The organism is Gemmobacter caeni (assembly GCF_003054195.1).
Classification (GTDB): domain Bacteria; phylum Pseudomonadota; class Alphaproteobacteria; order Rhodobacterales; family Rhodobacteraceae; genus Gemmobacter; species Gemmobacter caeni.
The window spans coordinates 13,716-30,095 of sequence record NZ_QBKP01000004.1 but is presented as its reverse complement, the minus strand read 5'-3'; the positions used below and the strand labels follow the sequence as shown (position 1 = coordinate 30,095).

15 protein-coding genes are annotated in these 16,380 nt (G+C 64.0%); 5 read left to right on the top strand and 10 right to left on the bottom strand.

What is annotated here, in order from left to right; genetic code table 11:
- Positions 1 to 111 precede the first annotated feature (111 nt).
- The gene (locus C8N34_RS07450; RefSeq protein WP_108128386.1) at positions 112 to 2,247 is read left to right on the top strand and encodes a hypothetical protein; all 2,136 of its coding nucleotides are present in this window, start codon (positions 112 to 114) and stop codon (positions 2,245 to 2,247) included.
- Between the two features lie 92 nt (positions 2,248 to 2,339).
- Here C8N34_RS07450 and C8N34_RS07445 read toward each other — a convergent pair whose 3' ends face one another.
- From C8N34_RS07445 to pdxR, 3 genes are all read right to left on the bottom strand, one after another.
- On the bottom strand, positions 2,340 to 2,567 hold the full coding sequence (locus tag C8N34_RS07445) for a DUF2842 domain-containing protein (RefSeq protein WP_338419730.1): 228 nt from the start codon (positions 2,565 to 2,567) through the stop codon (positions 2,340 to 2,342).
- Positions 2,568 to 2,577: 10 nt separating this feature from the next.
- Positions 2,578 to 3,870, bottom strand: coding sequence for an adenylosuccinate synthase (locus C8N34_RS07440; RefSeq protein WP_054303088.1), 1,293 nt, complete (start codon positions 3,868 to 3,870; stop codon positions 2,578 to 2,580).
- Between the two features lie 84 nt (positions 3,871 to 3,954).
- A complete protein-coding gene (gene pdxR, locus C8N34_RS07435; protein WP_108128384.1) occupies positions 3,955 to 5,346 on the bottom strand; it encodes a MocR-like pyridoxine biosynthesis transcription factor PdxR in 1,392 nt (463 codons plus the stop codon).
- Positions 5,347 to 5,427: 81 nt separating this feature from the next.
- On the opposite strand from pdxR, the gene C8N34_RS07430 reads away from it, so the two are divergent.
- From C8N34_RS07430 to C8N34_RS07420, 3 genes are all read left to right on the top strand, one after another.
- Positions 5,428 to 6,138 carry a pyridoxamine 5'-phosphate oxidase family protein gene (locus C8N34_RS07430; protein WP_054303090.1) on the top strand — a complete coding sequence of 237 codons (711 nt, stop codon included), beginning with the start codon at positions 5,428 to 5,430 and terminating at the stop codon, positions 6,136 to 6,138.
- Positions 6,139 to 6,346: 208 nt separating this feature from the next.
- The gene (gene secG, locus C8N34_RS07425; RefSeq protein WP_054303091.1) at positions 6,347 to 6,745 is read left to right on the top strand and encodes a preprotein translocase subunit SecG; all 399 of its coding nucleotides are present in this window, start codon (positions 6,347 to 6,349) and stop codon (positions 6,743 to 6,745) included.
- 159 nt (positions 6,746 to 6,904) lie between these two features.
- A complete protein-coding gene (locus tag C8N34_RS07420) occupies positions 6,905 to 8,548 on the top strand; it encodes a CTP synthase (protein WP_108128383.1) in 1,644 nt (547 codons plus the stop codon).
- 18 nt (positions 8,549 to 8,566) lie between these two features.
- Here C8N34_RS07420 and C8N34_RS07415 read toward each other — a convergent pair whose 3' ends face one another.
- The 3 genes from C8N34_RS07415 to C8N34_RS07405 all read right to left on the bottom strand — a co-directional run bounded on the left by C8N34_RS07415 (position 8,567) and on the right by C8N34_RS07405 (position 11,068).
- Positions 8,567 to 9,031 (bottom strand): DUF1203 domain-containing protein, encoded by a 465-nt coding sequence (locus tag C8N34_RS07415; RefSeq protein ID WP_108128382.1) that lies wholly within the window; start codon positions 9,029 to 9,031, stop codon positions 8,567 to 8,569.
- A gap of 67 nt (positions 9,032 to 9,098) precedes the next feature.
- Positions 9,099 to 9,485 carry an HIT domain-containing protein gene (locus C8N34_RS07410; protein WP_054303094.1) on the bottom strand — a complete coding sequence of 129 codons (387 nt, stop codon included), beginning with the start codon at positions 9,483 to 9,485 and terminating at the stop codon, positions 9,099 to 9,101.
- A gap of 5 nt (positions 9,486 to 9,490) precedes the next feature.
- Positions 9,491 to 11,068 carry a DUF5928 domain-containing protein gene (locus C8N34_RS07405; protein WP_054303095.1) on the bottom strand — a complete coding sequence of 526 codons (1,578 nt, stop codon included), beginning with the start codon at positions 11,066 to 11,068 and terminating at the stop codon, positions 9,491 to 9,493.
- 147 nt (positions 11,069 to 11,215) lie between these two features.
- Between C8N34_RS07405 and C8N34_RS07400 the strand changes: the two genes are divergently transcribed.
- Complete coding sequence (locus C8N34_RS07400) at positions 11,216 to 12,034, top strand: sulfotransferase family protein (protein ID WP_054303096.1); 819 nt, start codon at positions 11,216 to 11,218, stop codon at positions 12,032 to 12,034.
- A gap of 36 nt (positions 12,035 to 12,070) precedes the next feature.
- On the opposite strand, the gene C8N34_RS07395 is transcribed toward C8N34_RS07400, so the two are convergent.
- The 4 genes from C8N34_RS07395 to C8N34_RS07380 form a co-directional block, all read right to left on the bottom strand.
- Positions 12,071 to 12,724: a DUF1523 family protein gene (locus C8N34_RS07395; RefSeq protein ID WP_108128381.1), complete on the bottom strand. Its 654-nt coding sequence runs from the start codon at positions 12,722 to 12,724 to the stop codon at positions 12,071 to 12,073.
- Between the two features lie 15 nt (positions 12,725 to 12,739).
- Positions 12,740 to 13,006, bottom strand: coding sequence for a hypothetical protein (locus C8N34_RS07390; protein WP_054303097.1), 267 nt, complete (start codon positions 13,004 to 13,006; stop codon positions 12,740 to 12,742).
- On the bottom strand, positions 13,003 to 14,373 hold the full coding sequence (locus C8N34_RS07385) for a DUF6638 family protein (protein ID WP_108128380.1): 1,371 nt from the start codon (positions 14,371 to 14,373) through the stop codon (positions 13,003 to 13,005). The genes C8N34_RS07390 and C8N34_RS07385 overlap by 4 nt, the downstream gene beginning before the upstream one ends.
- Before the next feature lie 75 nt (positions 14,374 to 14,448).
- Positions 14,449 to 16,380 (bottom strand): AAA family ATPase, encoded by a 1,932-nt coding sequence (locus C8N34_RS07380; RefSeq protein ID WP_108128379.1) that lies wholly within the window; start codon positions 16,378 to 16,380, stop codon positions 14,449 to 14,451.

Here is a 16,380-nt window from a genome sequence, read left to right as displayed (position 1 = left end):
GCACCGGCGCCACGGGCCATAATCAATCCTTCAAATTACCCCGGTCTGTCCACGGAATTGAGCGGCCGGAAGGTAAATTGGGGTCATAGGTTAGTAGAAGGCGAGCATCCGATGGTCGGAGCAAGTAAAATTCTTACGGTGTCCTATGGCACGTTTTCCTGCACGCTGGAGGGATTCGACGACCCCTTCAACACGATGAAGGCGATTGCCGAGTATTTCCGTGATCTCGCCGCCGAAGACCGCTATTTCGGCGCCGAACCGCCAACCCCCGATGCGGCGATGCTGCACCGGATTGCCGAACGCGAGATCCAGCGCCGGGTCGAGGCAAAGATCCAGGAAAACGGCGTGATCCTGCGGGCAGGCGATTCCGATATCCCGGCCAAGGCCGCGATCAGCGCACCCGTTGCCTCCGCACCTGCCGCGTCGGCGCCTCAGGTTGCCGCCAAGGAGACGCCTCCTGCCCCGAGAGCGGCAGAACCTGAGCCCGCGCCGCAATCGGAAAGCGTTGCCGCCAAGCTTTCGCGCATCCGCCGCGCCGTGGCCGAAGCCAAGGTGCCTGCCGCTGCCGTGGTGACGGCCGCGCCCGCTGCTGCCGAATATTTCGAGAATGAGGCCGCAGAGGATGTGCCGGCGACTCCGGTTGCGGAATTGCCTGTCGACGACGTTGTGGAAGAAGATGCTCTGGCCCTGTCTGACCCCGACATGGCCGATCTCGCCCTGCCCGAGCCCGCCGAAATCGAAGATGTGGCCGAATCGGTGGCTGAGCCGGTCGTGGATGACAGCGAAGATTTCACCTCGCCCGAACCCGAAGCCGATTTCGGCGCCGAAGATGCACTGCTGGCCAATCTGGCGGGTCTCGATACGCATGTCGACGAAGACGCCGCTGCTGCGCAAGACTCCGAAGTTTCTGACGAGCAGTCCGAAGACATCCTCGCCGCCCTGCAAGTCGAGGCAGAAGCCGAGATCCTGGCAGAGCCCGAGATGGCCCGTGACAGCGATGACGAAGCGGATGACGGCGATGATCTTGATGATCTGCTGGCAAAGCTGAACGCACCTGCCACCGCCCCGGCAGCGAATCTGGCTGACAGCCTGGATGACGATGATTTCCTGTCGGAGGACGAGGAGGAGATCACGCCGGACGCCGCGCCGGAGCCGGAAGCCCAGACAGAACCTGCCGAGGCTGCGACCGCCCCTGAAGCGGCCGAACTGCAAGAAGATGAAACCGGCGGCACCGCTTCGGAACGTATCCAGCGCGCCCGTGCCCGTGTCATCCGCATCCGCCGCACGACGCCGCAACCCGCCGACGATGCCGAAGAGGTGATGGAAGCCACCACCCGGCCCGCCGAGGAGGACGCCCCGCTGTCGCCCGAGGCCGAAGCCGATCTGCTGCGAGAACTTGGCGAAGTCGAAGCGGAGCTCGGCGCAGAAACGCCCGATCTGCCGCCGCCGAGCGCCCCCGTGCCGCATGAACCTACCGCCATTCGCCCCGTCCGGCCGGTACGTCCGGCGATTGCCCCGCGCCGCAACGCGCTGGCGGACGGCGAACCCGAAGGCGAGGCTGCTATGTCACGGCTGATTGCCGAGACGAACAACCAGATGCAGGGGGCGGAGAATCGCCGTCGCCTGTCGGCCATCGCCCATCTCAAGGCCGCCGTGGCCGCCACCGTGGCCGAGCGCCGCGCCGGGGCTGCCAAGCCGGTGAACGATACCGAACGGCAAGATCCCTATCGCGAGGATCTGTCCCGCATCGTACGTCCGTCCGCCCCGAACGCGACCCGGCCCAGCCCGCTGGTTCTGGTTTCGGAACAGCGCATCGACCGCGCGCCGGTGACCGAACCTGCGCCGCGCCCGGCCGAGGTTGGCCCGATCCGTCCGCGCCGCATCGCGGGTTCCGCCGCCCTGGCCGAAGAAGAAGATGACGAGCTGGAGAACGAGGACAACCTCTTCGCCGACACCCGTGGCTTCGCGGAATTTGCAGAACGCCTTGGTGCGCAGGACCTGGGGGCGCTGCTGGAGGCCGCCGCCGCCTATGCCGCCTGTGTCGAGGGCCGCCCGCAATTCACCCGGCCACAGATCATGCGGCAGGTCGCCAGCCTCTCGGACTCCGAATCGAGCCTGCGCGAGGACAGCCTGCGCAGCTTCGGGACGCTGCTGCGCACCGGCCGTATCGTGAAGGTCCGCCGGGGCCAGTATGCACTGGCAGAAGATTCGCACTATCTGGCCGAGGCCCGCAAACTGGTGGGTTGAGCCAAAGGCTCACCCCCTTTTCCGGGTCCGACGGGCTGCCACCCTCCCCGGACAGGCGAAAGGCGGAAGGTTTCCCTTCCGCCTTTCCCTTTTCAGTCGTCCTGTGCCGGGGGCGCATCCGGGTCAGCCCGGCCGATCCCCCTGAAGATGAACCTGAATGGCAGCATCCACAGGAAGCCGAGCCCGACATAGACCAGGAACTCCACCCAGATCGGCGGCCGGTCCAGTGCCCCCATGATCCCCCAGACCGCGCCAATATAAAACGGCAGACCGACCAGAAGGATCACCAGCGCAAGGCGCTTGCGGACGCGATAGCCCATTGCCACGGGATCAATCCTCGAAAGGATCGGTGACGAGAATGGTGTCGTCCCGTTCCGGGCTGGTCGACAGCATCGCCACCGGGCAACCGATCAGCTCTTCGACACGGCGAACGTATTTGATCGCGGCGCCCGGCAGATCGGCCCAGCTGCGCGCGCCTTCGGTCGATTCGCTCCAGCCCTCGATTTCCTCATAAACCGGGGTGCAGCGCGCCTGCTGATCGGCGGCGGTCGGCAGATAATCCAGCGCCTGCCCGTCCAGCATGTAGCCGGTGCAGATCTTGATCGTCTCGAACCCGTCCAGCACGTCCAGCTTGGTCAGCGCGATGCCGTTGATGCCGGAAATCGCGCAGGTCTGCCGCACCAGCGCCGCATCGAACCAGCCACAGCGGCGCTTGCGCCCGGTCACCGTACCGAACTCATGGCCCCGCGTCCCCAGACGTTCGCCATCGGCATCATGCAGCTCGGTCGGGAACGGGCCTTCGCCGACGCGGGTCGTATAGGCTTTCACGATGCCCAGAACGAAGTCGATGGCGTTCGGCCCGAGGCCCACACCTGTCGCCGCCTGCCCCGCGATCACGTTCGACGAGGTGACATAGGGATAGGTGCCAAAGTCGATGTCCAGCAACGAACCCTGCGCGCCTTCGAACAGGATACGTTTGCCCGCGCGGCGCAGCTCGTTCATCACTTTCCAGACCGGCGCGGCATATTGCAGGATCTCGCCCGCGATGGCGTTCAGCGCGGCGATCAGCGCGTCACGGTCCACCGGCTCCAGCCCCAGACCGGCGCGCAGCGCATTGTGATGCACCAGCGCCCGGTCGACGCGCAGTTCCAGCGTCGCCTGATCGGCCAGATCGGCGACACGGATCACCCGCCGCCCCACCTTGTCCTCATAACACGGCCCGATCCCACGCCCGGTGGTGCCGATTTTGCCGACCGCGACCTGCGCCTCTCGCGCGCGGTCCAGTTCGCCATGATAGGGCATGATGAGCGGGGTGTTTTCCGCGATCATCAGCGTCTCGGGGGTGATGGTCACGCCCTGCTCGCGGATCTTGGCGATCTCTGACACCAGATGCCAGGGGTCCAGCACCACGCCATTGCCAATGACCGACAGCTTGCCGCCGCGCACCACACCCGAAGGCAGCGCATTCAGCTTGTAGACCTTGCCGTCGATGACGAGCGTATGGCCCGCGTTGTGGCCGCCCTGAAACCGCGCGATCACATCGGCGCGCTCGCTCAGCCAGTCAACGATCTTGCCTTTTCCCTCGTCGCCCCATTGGGCACCGACGACGACGACATTGGCCATGTCCAGACTCCTTCGGAGGTGTGAAACCGGCGCCGGTATATAGAGGCCGCGCGCGCGATGACAGCGGAAAATGCCCGCTGCACCTCAGGTCAGACCAGCCGCCGCCAGACCGCGCCGCACTGCCGCCGCCAGCGTTTCGGGCTCGTGGCCGGAAAAGCCGATGACCAGCCCCTTGCGACCGCCGGGCTGCATCGACATCGCAGAAAGCGACCGCGCGCCAAGCCCTGCGGCCCGGGCCAGGCCCGCCAGTCGCAGATCGTCGGCGGTATCGGACAGCGCCACGACCAGATGCAGGCCCTGCTCGGGGATGCGGACCCGATGCCCTGCCGCCGCGAGTTCGGATACCAGCGCATCCCGCGCCGCCCGCACCCGTCGCCGCGCGCGTTTCAGATGCTGCGCGAAATGGCCCGCAGCCAGAAACTCGGCCATTGCCGCCTGCGTCAGTGCCGAAGGCGCCCGGTCGGCCCGCCCGCGCAGTGCAATCACCGGCGCCAGCAGTGGCTCGGGCAAAACCATATAGCCCAGCCGCAGCCCCGGCATCAGCGCTTTCGAAAAGGTGCCGACATAGATCACCCGGCCCCGCCCATCCATGCCCTGCATCGCGGCCAGGGGCGGCCCGGCAAAGCGGAACTCGCTGTCATAATCATCCTCGACGACCCAGGCACCGGCCTCTGCCGCCCAGTCCAGAAGCGCCAGACGCCGCCGCATGGTCAAAACCACCCCCAGCGGAAACTGGTGCGAGGGCGTGACATAGGCCGCCCGCGCCCCGGCACAAAGTACCCGCCCCGCCGCGACATCCAGCCCCTCGTCATCCACCGGCACCGGCACCAGCCGTTGCGCCGCGAACGCCGCCTTGGCCGAAGGATAACCCGGATCTTCCATCCAGACCGGATCACCGGGCGCCAGCACCGCCCGCGCCACCAGATCCAGCGCCCCTTGTGCCCCGGTGGTGATCACCACTTGCGCCGGGTCCAGCCGCAACCCCCGCGCCGCACGCAGATAGGCGGCGACCTCGGCCCGCAATGTCGCATCGCCCTGCGGATCGCCATAATGGAACAGCGCTGCCGGTGGCCGCGCCAGAACCCGCGCAAGGATGGCCCGCAGGCGGTCAAGACTTTGCGGATCGGGAAATCCCAGACCCAGATCGCCCGGCAGGTCGCGCGCCACAAAGACCGGAGGCACCGGCGCCGGACCCGCCGGCACCAGGCACGGCACCGCCTCGGCCACGAATGTGCCAGACCCGACCTTTGCCTCGGTGAAGCCCTCGGCCGCCAGCATCTCGAACGCCGCCACCACCGCCCCGCGCGCCACCCCCAGCCGCGCCGCCAGATCGCGCGTGGGCGGCAGTTTGGTGCCCGACGGCAGGGCACCCTCCTCGATCCGCTGCCGAAGAGCCGCATATATCGCCCGTGCCCTCGGTCCCTGCTCTGGCAGAATGGGCATCAGCGCCGACCAGTCCGGCCTATTGGTCTGCATAATTTTCCCCTGATTGGATCTCTGCCAAACCAATTCTGCCCCTTACATCTGCTGCAAACAATCGGCTTCGACAGGTAGACCATGACCGCCCCCTACACCCCCGGCCCGCGCAGCCGCATCAAACGCAACCCCAAACGCGGCAGCTATGACCGGGCCACCGTCCACGCGATCCTCGACAGCGCTATGCTGGCTCATGTCGCTTATACGATCGACGGCCTGCCCTATTGCACGCCCACGATCCACTGGCGCGATGGGGAAACGCTTTACTGGCATGGCTCCTCCGCCAGCCGCATGCTGCGCGCCCAGGGCCCCGGACTGCCGGTCTGCGTTACCGTCACCCATCTGGACGGGCTGGTGCTGGCCCGTTCGGCCTTCAACCATTCTGCCAACTTCCGTTGCGCCATGGTCTTTGGCAAAGCTCACCTTGTCGACGACGCGGCGGAAAAGGAACGCGCCCTCTACGCTGTGACAGACCGCCTGTTCCCCGGCCGCAATGCCGAATTGCGCCCGATGACCACACAGGAAATCAAGGCCACCTCCGTCGTCCGCATGGAGATAGAGGAAGCCAGCGCCAAAGTGCGCGGCGTCAATGTCGGCGATGACGAGGAGGATGGCATCTGGCCGGTCTGGGCCGGGGTGATCCCGGTGACGACGGTGATCGGCCACCCCGAACCCTCGCCCGTCCTTCCCGACACCATACCCCTGCCCGCACATCTGAGCGCCTTCGCAGCGGGACGCGCCCTTGATACCGCCCTGCAAGACAGCTTCACCCGCTGGCAGGAAGAAAGCTGAGCGCCGTTCGCCGTCCCGCCCGGCCTCTGCCGCCTGCTTCTTGTCCAAATACTCAATCAACACCGCCATCCCGAACGCCTTCGGGGTGGCGAACCCGGCACAATCACACCTGACCGGCACAACACCGCCCCCTGCGGCGCACCTGTGCCCTTGCGCCCTTGGCCCCTTCCGCCTAGATAGGCGCGTCAGCACCGAAAACGGCGGGACCATGCAAAACGTCATCCTCACCATCCATCTGATCCTCGCGCTCCTGCTCATCGGCGTCGTGCTGTTGCAGCGGTCGGAGGGTGGCGGCCTTGGCATGGGTGGCGGTGGCGGTGGGGTCGTTTCGGCCCGCGGCGCAGCCAACGCCCTGACGAAGCTGACCTGGATCTTTGCGACGGCTTTTATCGTGACCTCGCTCACGCTGACGATCATGGCAGCGCGTCAGGCCGACGGTGGCTCGGTTATCGACCAGATCGGCGGCTCTGCCCCGGCAAAAGCCCCGGCTGAGCAACAGCCTGCCTCGCCCCTTGGCACCGATCTGCTGCCGCCCGGCACCACCGATGCGCCGCTTACGCCGCCGCGCGCCGATCAGCCGGTCGAAGCCCCCGCGCAGAACAACTGACGGTCACTAATACTAGGCATATCGCCGCGGCTGCAAACAGCATCTAGCGGGCCTGTTGCGCTTTGCCGAAAATCCGGCTAAGCCATGGCTCCCGTGATGCTGCGATTCCGATGTTGCGAATCGCCTTACCTTTCGAGCGTTTCACGGGAGACCCGCACAATGGCACGTTACATCTTCATCACCGGCGGTGTGGTGTCCTCGCTCGGCAAGGGGCTTGCCTCTGCGGCGCTTGGGGCGCTGTTGCAGGCGCGGGGCTATTCGGTGCGGCTGCGCAAGCTCGATCCCTATCTGAACGTCGATCCGGGCACCATGTCGCCGTTTGAACATGGCGAGGTCTTCGTGACCGACGATGGCGCCGAAACCGACCTCGATCTTGGCCATTACGAACGCTTCACCGGCGTTTCGGCCCGCAAGACCGATTCTATCTCCTCCGGCCGGATCTATTCCAATGTGCTGGAGAAGGAACGCCGGGGCGATTACCTCGGCAAGACGATCCAAGTGATTCCCCACGTCACCAACGAGATCAAGGATTTCCTCCGCATCGGCGAGGAAGAGGTTGATTTCATGCTCTGTGAAATCGGCGGCACCGTGGGCGACATCGAGGGCCTGCCCTTCTTCGAGGCGATCCGCCAGTTCATCCACGAACGCCCGCGCGGCCAGTGCATCCTGATGCACCTGACGCTGCTGCCCTATCTGGCGGCCAGCGGCGAATTGAAAACCAAGCCGACCCAGCACAGCGTGAAGGAACTGCAATCCATCGGTCTTGCCCCCGATGTGCTGGTCTGCCGTTCCGAACATCCGATCCCGGAAAAGGAGCGCGCCAAGATCGCGCTATTCTGCAATGTGCGCCCCGAAGCGGTGATCCCGGCCTATGACCTGAAAACGATCTACGAGGCGCCGCTGGCCTATCATCGCGAGGGGCTGGACCAGGCGGTGCTGGATGCCTTCGGCATCGCCCCGGCGCCCCGCCCGAATCTTGCCCGCTGGGAAGATGTGATGGACCGTCTGACCCATGCCGAGGGTGAGGTGCGCATCGCCATCGTCGGCAAATACACTCAGTTGGAAGATGCCTACAAATCCATTGCCGAGGCGCTGACCCACGGCGGCATGGCCAACCGGACCCGCGTGAAAGCCGAATGGATCGACAGCGAGATCTTCGAACGCGAAGACCCCGCCCCGCATCTGGAACGTTTCCAGGCCATCCTCGTGCCCGGCGGCTTTGGCGAACGCGGCACCGAAGGCAAGATTCGCGCCGCGCAATATGCCCGTGAAAAGGGCCTGCCCTATCTGGGCATCTGCCTTGGCATGCAGATGGCGGTGATCGAGGCCGCGCGCAATCTGGCCGGGATGACCGATGCAGGTTCCGAGGAGTTTGACCACGAGGCCGGCGCAAAGCGGTTCACTCCGGTGGTCTATCACCTGAAGGAATGGGTGCAGGGCAATCACAAGGTCGAACGCAAGGTCGGTGACGACAAGGGCGGCACCATGCGGCTTGGCGCCTATAACGCCAGCCTCAAGGATGGCTCCAATGTCGCCCGCGTCTATGGCGCAACCGAGATCGAGGAACGCCACCGCCACCGCTACGAGGTGGATATCCGCTACAAGGACAAGCTGGAAAGCTGTGGGCTGATCTTCTCGGGTATGTCGCCCGATGGCCGTCTGCCGGAAATCGTTGAGGTGAAGGACCACCCGTGGTTCATCGGCGTGCAGTTCCACCCGGAACTGAAATCGAAGCCCTTCGCCCCGCATCCGCTGTTCGCCGATTTCGTGCGCGCGGCGGTCGAGGTCAGCCGACTGGTCTGACCTCGTGCGGCCTGCCGCTCAGGCCCGGTCGATCCGGCACTGGTAGCAATTGTTCCGGGCCGACCGGACATGCAGATAGGCGATGCGCGGATCATCCAGCCGTGCCTCCGCCTCGGCGATCAGGCGATCGGTCGGGACCACCGCGCCGGTGCCATAGACGATACGGTCGTCATGGCCGTAGCCCCGGATGATGTAATCCGGCGAGGCCAGCATTGCGGGCAGATCCGCCCCGCCGCCCTGACGGCAATCTTCCGCACACAGAAAGATCGGCCCGCATTCGGCATAGGGCTGCATGACCGGGAAGGGCCGATGCGCCAGCACCAGCATCGGCGCACCTTCGGGGATCATGCTCAGGCAATGGCGGCAGGGGTTGCCGCTGCCCTGCGCGATATGGCGCTCCGGCGCCATATGGTTGGCATCTGCACCGCCCGCTTGCAGGCGGCGCACGGTTTCGGTGGCAAGGGCTGTGAAGTGTATGGGCATGGGTCTCCTCCGGGGTTTTGGCCAGACTGACGTCTGGCAGCCCCGGAAACGACCCGAAGTCTGCGCATTAGCCCTCGGCGCGCGCCACCATCCGCCCCATGGGGCGGCCCCCCAGGATATGCAGGTGGAAATGCGGGACTTCCTGCACGCCATGCTCCCCGGCATTGGTGATGGCGCGGAACCCCTCGCCCCCCTCGCCCGGCTGAATGCCCAGCAGCGCACAGACCTTGGCCACCGTACGGTGGAAATCCGCGATCTCGGCATCCGAGGCGTCGCGGGCAAAGTGATCGTAGGTCACATAGGCGCCTTTCGGGATCACCAGCACATGCACCGGCGCCTGCGGTGCGATGTCGTGGAAGGCCAGCGTATGCGCGGTTTCCAGCACCGTCCGGTTGGGAATCTCGCCACGCAGGATACGGGCGAAGATGTTCTGCGGGTCATAGGTGTAGGGCATCGGTTTCAGTCCACGAACAGATAATGGGTTTCTGCGATTTCTTGCGCCTTGCCGCGCGACACACCCAGAAAGGCGGCCAGCGGTCCGGCATTATCCTCTACCGTGGCAGCCTGCCGGATACGATGGAAATTCTCGAAATCCGCGTCGCGGATACGGTCGCTTTCAAAGCGCACGTCATAGCGGATGGTCGGCAGCAGCCGGTCCAGAACCTCTTGTGGCGTCCTGTCCCCTGCCAGCCCCACCCGCCGGGCGTGGCCCAGAAGATAGTCGTCGGTAAAGTCGCATTCGATTTCCAGCAGCCGTACGTTAGAGCGGTCATTGTAGAAATCCTGCATCAGCTCCACATTCGCGGGGTCGATGCACAGCACCAGCTTGTCGGTATCCCAGTAATCGAACAGCATCCGCACCAGCGCCCGGCGATGGCGCGTGCGCTTTTCCAGAGTAGACTGGATCCCGCCCAGATCGGGCAACGGGGTCGATGCCTCGCTGAACACATAATCCACCGCCGCCAGCCCGGTAACATCGCGGATGCGCTGCACCAGCCGCTTGGCAACGTGCCATTTCTTGCAGGTGACAATCAGCAGCGTGCGTTCGCGTCCAAGGCTCGCCTCGGTCTCCCAGAAGCGCGGAGCGAAACGACGGCCGATCCGGCCTCGGCCAGTCAGAAACTTGTAGAGGCTGCGCCCCTCGTTCGACACCGGGAAATGCACCCCTTCGGAGGTGTACAGGTTGCCCAGCCGCTCTTTCAGCTCCTGCGCATCGACCGAGATCTTGCGGGCGAACAGATAATCCTGCGCGATCAGAAGATCATACTGATCGTTGTAGAAGTTCACCGGCATTCCGTAGTCAGTGAACATCAGGAAGGTAAGCGTCCGGGTGCGGATTTCCTCGTGCGGGACCAGATGGCGCACCAGCGTCTGAAAGAAGGTTTCATCGGGAATCCAGGTGGTGCGGAAGAATCGCATCACATCCTTCCGTTTGCGGCAGAAATCCAGAATCCATTCCACCGTGCGGCGGCGCAGGCACCACCACTGGCTGCCGATCTGGATGGTCAGATCCTCGGGGATCGTCCGCTCCAGCCCGAATTTCTGCTGTAGCCCCATCGAGGTGTAGAACAGCCATTTCTGGGTCCGTTCGTTGAACCAGTGGCGGTAGATCAGCCGCTCGCCCTTGATGCCGGTCTTGATCCAGTCCGAAGAGAAGAAATCGAAGCTCTCGATGTAGTCGGCTTCTTCACGATCCAGGAAATCATGGGCATATTCGGCGGTCTTGATCGGCATGCAGTCGCCCGACAGCATGTAGAAATGTGTCGCGCGCGGAAAATCCTCAACCGCCGCGCGCACTGCCTGCAACGAGGCATCGACCAGGCTCCACTCCCCCCAGCCGCATTTGAGCCGCTTCCGCGCGAAGGTCACCGAGGGGTTGTTCGCCAGCGCGGAACGGATCTGGTCAAAATCCTCCCGCTTCGCGCGGGCATCGAAGTGGATCGAGATATAGTCACCAGCCGCCGTCAGGCGCTGCGCCTGAGCGATGATCCCTTCAGGGTCCTTGTGGCACAACAAAATATAGGCAATCTTTGCCATGCAGGAAACCTGACCCCGATGCTATTCGTCACTGTTTCCATAAAATGCTTTACTGGTCATTGAAAAGACAGTGTTTGTTTGCTTTTTGTGACGAGTAAGACAGAAGCCCCGCCCCCGCGGGGCGAAAGGTGTTTGGAGGCGTGGCCGATGGGGTTCCCGGGAACCTGGATGACGGAAAGCGAAAGTGTGGTGTATCGGGTCGTGCCCAAGTGTGCCTGCTCGTCCATCGGGCAGATCATGTTCTATTCCGACCATGGCAAGTTCTTCGACGGCGACATCCACGATTCGACCAAGGGCCTCCACAAATGGAGCCAGGAGGCCAGCCAACCCCTGATCGAGGCGAATGTGAAGGGGCACAAGAGCTATGCCTTCACCTGCGTGCGCAACCCCTATACCCGCATCCTGTCGAGCTTCTTCGACAAGATCTGCGGCATCCAGCGCAATGGCAAACGCTATCGCGGCAACCTTGTACCGCTTCTGATCCAGAAATACGGCATCGAGGTCGGTGGCGACGATGGCAAACAGGAGTTCGACCAGATCGCGAGCTTCCGCCGCTTCCTGCTGTTCGCGCGCGATACGATCCGCTGGCGCAAACCGATGGAGCCGGACATCCACTGGTCGGCGATGTCGGGCCATATCTCGACCTTCATCGTCAACGGCGGCCAGTATGACCACATCTTCTTCACCGAAAAATTCGATGAAGGCATGCAGGTCGTGCTGGACAACATCAAGAGCAAGAAAAAGGTCAACCTGAAGAAGATCCCGAAGTTCAACGAAAGCGAGGGGCATGGCCCCAAGCGGTTGCACCCGGTGGAAGACTACTTCGATGACCTGTCGCGCCATCTGGTCTGGGAAATCTACAAGCGCGATTTCCAGCTGTTCAAATACGATTTCGACAATCCGGGCAACAAGATGCCGATTGGCGAGATTGACCTGGACGAGGTTCACGCCAAGCTCGGCGACTGAGCAGGACGCCGGGGGCCAAGGCCCCCGGCCCTACCGTCATTTCCTGCCGAACAACCGCCCCCAGAAGCCCCGCGCCCGGTCCCGCGCCGCATCGGCCCGCGCATCCACCGCATCCAGCGTGTTGTTCAGATCATCCATTGCCGGTTCGATCATCCGCTCCTTGAACTGGGCCCACATGCGCCACAGCATCAGGACCAGCAGACCCAGCAGCACCAGAACCACGATGTTCACCCAAGGGATCAGCCGCACATCCGGCCCCGCGACGGGCTTGATCTTCACCGCATTGGGATAGATCGAGAAGATCGGCAGCCGCCAGCCGTAATGCGTGACCGCCACCCATTCCGGCTTGTCCTTGGGCGAGATCGCATTGGTCGCCTCGGCCTGAAGGTTGGAGCTGTCGTATTTGAAATAGGGCGGCCAGATCCAGCCGGTATCCTCGTTGCGATAGACCATCGGCCCACCATCGGGATAGGCCGCCTCGATGAAACGGATGTCACGCCGGTCCACCGTATTGGTGGTCGTGCCGCTGTCGGGCGAGGCGTAGAAGATCGAGTTCGCCCCCACCTCGGTCAGCCGGTTGTAGGTGCCGGTGATCCGCACGATATCCCGCTGCGGCAAAGTGTAGTGCAGGAAGGCCGCCACGATGATCAGCACCGTGATGCGGAAGCCCCATTTGATATATTTCCACATGCCAAGGGCACTCCTTCAGTCGTAATTCACGAAATAGATGGCCAGTGCCATGCCGATCATCGGCAGGATATAAACCAGCCAGACGAGCTTCAGCTTCAGGCTGCGCCCGTAGTCCTTCATCTGCGCTTCGACCCAGGCATCGCGGTCGCCCGTCATCGCCTCGGCCTCGAACTGCTTTTCCAGCCTCTCGCGCCGGGTGGACCGGAAGTAGATCTTCAGCAGCCAGTAGAAGGCCGTCAGGACGACAAGGCCAAGAAGCCAGGCACGCAGAATACCGATCATCCCCTCCCCCTCACCGCCCCCCAGGGCCCGACACGTTGCAACAGATCGGGCGCCGGTTTCGGCCCCTCACGCATTTCCGGGCGCTGCAACTCATCCATCCCCGGCTCCGGTCCGAACAGCGCGCGTCGGGCACCCTGCCGGTCCACCAGATACTCCCGCTCCAGAAAATCCGCCACATATTGCCGCTTGCGGTCGCTCCAGCTGCGGTAGCTGTCGTAGAACAGTTCCTTGTGGGTGATGTAAAGCTGCCGCACGTCCAACGGCGCCAGCTCGGCCAGAAGCATGTTCACCAGATCGCGAAGGCGACCCGGCCTTGCCCGCAACGTATAGAAATAGGCCGGATGTTCCGAGGTGAGCCGCGGCCAGTCCCCCGCCCCTTCCACCCAGCGCAGCAGCGCGCCCAACCCCTGAAACTCCGCCGGCAGCGCCGCACCCAGCCGATGCGCGATCTTGCGCAGATCGGCCCGCGTCGCCTGCCCCAGATCAAGGTTCAGCGCGTCTGCCGCATCGACCAGAATGAAATCCATCTTCTGCCGCAGGATCGCCGCCACATCCGTGCCCCGCGCCTGCACGATGGGTTCGACCAGCTTGTTCCGCTCCAGCCAATCGGCAATCGCGTTCCGGTCCCCCAGATCCATCACCGGCGCCACTGGCAGGGCGCCGAGCCCCGCTTTCGGCGCGCGTGTGATTACCCCCGTAAAGGCCAGCTCGCGGAAGATATACAGGCCGCCGAAATGCGCGGTCCAGAAATCAGGCTGTTCAAAGCTCATGGCGGGCAACGAGATTGGAACCCGCGTCACATCGCCAGTCTTTTTGGCAAGTTCGATCATCTGCGCGATCAGCACATCGTCGCGCCAGCCTTCCGGCTCGCGCCGGAACCGATCCACCAGCGCGGCAAGCTTGCCCGCATCGCGCACATGGCCGCCGATGGTGTCGGCCTGCACCGTCACCCGCCGCATGTCGAACAGCCGCGCCGGGGTGGACACTTCGTAAACGCTGTTCTCCAACTCTCCGGCCACCGCATCGCGCGCGGTCAGCGCGAACAACTGCGCCTCGTTCGCCTCGATGAACTGTTGCAGGATGCCGCGCGATGTTGAAAACCTGATATGCAGCAGCGGCGCCGTTTTCTGCGCCGTGGTCAGCAGGATGAACTGCCGGTTGCAGCCATTGGGGTTGAGATAAAGATCATCTCCCAGCTCATCGCCGATCTCCGGCGAATAGCCGGAAATGTCGATGTGAAAATCGGTCAGCGTCGTGTCCTTGCCCGTCAGATGCCGCAGCGCCCGCCGATAGCGTTCTACCAGCGCAGGCGAGGACACCTCGACCAGATTGCCGAACATCAGGCCCTTTTCAATCAGCCGCCGCACCGCAACCCGCTCCTTTCATCTGTTCCCAAATATCCCGGGGCGCTCCGCAGGCGCGGGGGCAGGGCCCCCAAACGCTCATCCCCGCCCCTCCAGATAGCGCCGCTTCGCCTCTTCCTGCCGGCCGAAATCACGGACCATGGCGCTGATCGCAGCCTCGTCCGATTTGTCCGCATAGCGGAATTCCGAATCCGCGTAGCGGTTGATCTCCTGCACCACCATTTCCACCGTGATTGGCGTCATCAGGCTTCGGATCATCTCCATCTTCCGCTCATAAGGCTGAAACAGGAACAGGTCGGGGGTTTCCATCCAAGCGTCGGGCAGTTCGAAATCCATTGCCCGCACCTTCACCGCGTCGGTGATGTTCTTGATCGCCCGCCCGGTGAAACGGTCATCGGCCTGCTGGATCGCCTTGAGGTAGGTGCCAAGCTTCGCGATCGTGTCCAGCGGCCCGATGTCAGCCGCCACCTTGTCGAACACCCGGATCAGGCCGTCCTCCTGCGGGCGGGCGTGTTTTTCGAAACTCGCCGCCACGGCGCGCTTGATCTCCTGCGCGGCAAACAGGTCATGCTCCCCCAGCGGAATCGCATGGTTCTTGCCCAGCAGCAGCGCGAGGATGTCGATGTAATCCTCGCGGCTTTGCGGCCCATCCACCAGAAACCGTGCACCCGCCCGCTGACGCAGCGCGTCATCGACGTTTTCGGGATAGTTCGAGAACATGCCAAAGGTGCAATTGCCGCGCACCACGGTATTGGCGCCGGCGAAGGCCTCCATGAACACCGCCGTCACCTCCTGCTGGCCCGCGCTCGACTGCCGGTCGCCGCGCTTGCCCGCGATCTGGTCGATGTCGTCGATGGTGCCGAAGGCAATCACCGCCGGGTCGATGACATTGGTGATGAAGGCCTTGGCGTTCTGCCCTGATTTGCCCTGATAGCTGTCGATCTGGTCTATCGAGAAGTTCTGATAGCGGAACGGGTAGCCCGCGACCTTGCAGTAATCGTTCAACAGCCCCGCCATCATCTGAATAAGCGTGGTCTTGCCGGTGCCCGGTTTGCCATCGCCCATGAAGGTGAAGATGAAGCCGCCCAGTTCCGCGAAGGGGTTGAGCTTCCGGCTGAAATCATAGGCCATCAGCATCTTGGCCAGCCGCATCGCCTGATATTTGGCGATATGGTTGCCGACCACCTCGGTCGGTTTCCTGAACTGCATGGTCAGTGCCGTGCCCTTCGCGGCGCGGGCGGGGCTGAAGCCTGCAAGGGTCAGCCCGTCCGCCTCCACCCGCCAGCTTTGAGCGGCAAACAGTGCGGCAGGTGCCACGCCCTCGACGCGGGAGGCGACGCGGGTCATCAGCGCCTCGCAGAAGGCAGCGATGGTGGCGATCAGGCGTGGGTCATCCGTGCCATGGGTGGCGATGTCCTGATCCAGCTCCCACAGCGCACCTTGCAGCGCGAGCGGTGCGTTGTCGGTCAGGATCTCCTCGACCGTGCCCAGTTCCACCGTCACCTCGCCCAGCGCAGGCGCCAGCAGATAGGCCGTGGCATTGGCGAAGGCATGCAACACCACCAGCGCCTCGGCAGCCAGCAGCGCGGTAAACTCGGCCCGGCGCGGTTCGGGCAGGCGGGCCTCAAGGTTGGCACGTTTCAACTCGGCCAGCGCGGACCCTTGCGCAAAGGTTTCCCCCATGGCCAGCGCAATGGCGAGACCCCGCCGCAGCGCCGCAAGCGCCTGCGCCTCGGGCGGCGTCACCAGACCCTCGCCCAAAGCCTCGATCCGTTCGACCAGCCGCACGCCGCCGGGCCGGGCCACGGGCCGCGCCGCCATCCCCGGCACGGTCGACCGGAAACGCGGCCGCGCCCCGATCCCGGGCGAGCGTTCGGGTTCCGCCGCCGGGGCCGCCGTTGCCGTGGCGATGCGTGGCGCGTGATCGAAGCCGGTCAGCAAGCCCAGCGCCCCCTCGTAATGGGCACGGATGGTTTCTTCCTTCAGCTCCATCGTGTCGCGTGTGCTCAT

Excerpts from the sequence above, each read along its gene's own strand:
- C8N34_RS07450 (WP_108128386.1), top strand. The coding sequence starts at position 112 with ATGGTCGGAGCAAGTAAAATTCTTACGGTGTCCTATGGCACGTTTTCC.
- secG (WP_054303091.1), top strand. The coding sequence starts at position 6,347 with ATGCAAAACGTCATCCTCACCATCCATCTGATCCTCGCGCTCCTGCTC.
- C8N34_RS07420 (WP_108128383.1), top strand. The coding sequence starts at position 6,905 with ATGGCACGTTACATCTTCATCACCGGCGGTGTGGTGTCCTCGCTCGGC.
- C8N34_RS07390 (WP_054303097.1), bottom strand. The coding sequence starts at position 13,006 with ATGATCGGTATTCTGCGTGCCTGGCTTCTTGGCCTTGTCGTCCTGACG.
- C8N34_RS07380 (WP_108128379.1), bottom strand. The coding sequence starts at position 16,380 with ATGAGCACACGCGACACGATGGAGCTGAAGGAAGAAACCATCCGTGCC.
- pdxR (WP_108128384.1), bottom strand. The coding sequence starts at position 5,346 with ATGCAGACCAATAGGCCGGACTGGTCGGCGCTGATGCCCATTCTGCCA.
- C8N34_RS07400 (WP_054303096.1), top strand. The coding sequence starts at position 11,216 with ATGGGGTTCCCGGGAACCTGGATGACGGAAAGCGAAAGTGTGGTGTAT.
- C8N34_RS07415 (WP_108128382.1), bottom strand. The coding sequence starts at position 9,031 with ATGCCCATACACTTCACAGCCCTTGCCACCGAAACCGTGCGCCGCCTG.
- C8N34_RS07395 (WP_108128381.1), bottom strand. The coding sequence starts at position 12,724 with ATGTGGAAATATATCAAATGGGGCTTCCGCATCACGGTGCTGATCATC.
- C8N34_RS07405 (WP_054303095.1), bottom strand. The coding sequence starts at position 11,068 with ATGGCAAAGATTGCCTATATTTTGTTGTGCCACAAGGACCCTGAAGGG.
- C8N34_RS07430 (WP_054303090.1), top strand. The coding sequence starts at position 5,428 with ATGACCGCCCCCTACACCCCCGGCCCGCGCAGCCGCATCAAACGCAAC.
- C8N34_RS07445 (WP_338419730.1), bottom strand. The coding sequence starts at position 2,567 with ATGGGCTATCGCGTCCGCAAGCGCCTTGCGCTGGTGATCCTTCTGGTC.
- C8N34_RS07440 (WP_054303088.1), bottom strand. The coding sequence starts at position 3,870 with ATGGCCAATGTCGTCGTCGTCGGTGCCCAATGGGGCGACGAGGGAAAA.
- C8N34_RS07410 (WP_054303094.1), bottom strand. The coding sequence starts at position 9,485 with ATGCCCTACACCTATGACCCGCAGAACATCTTCGCCCGTATCCTGCGT.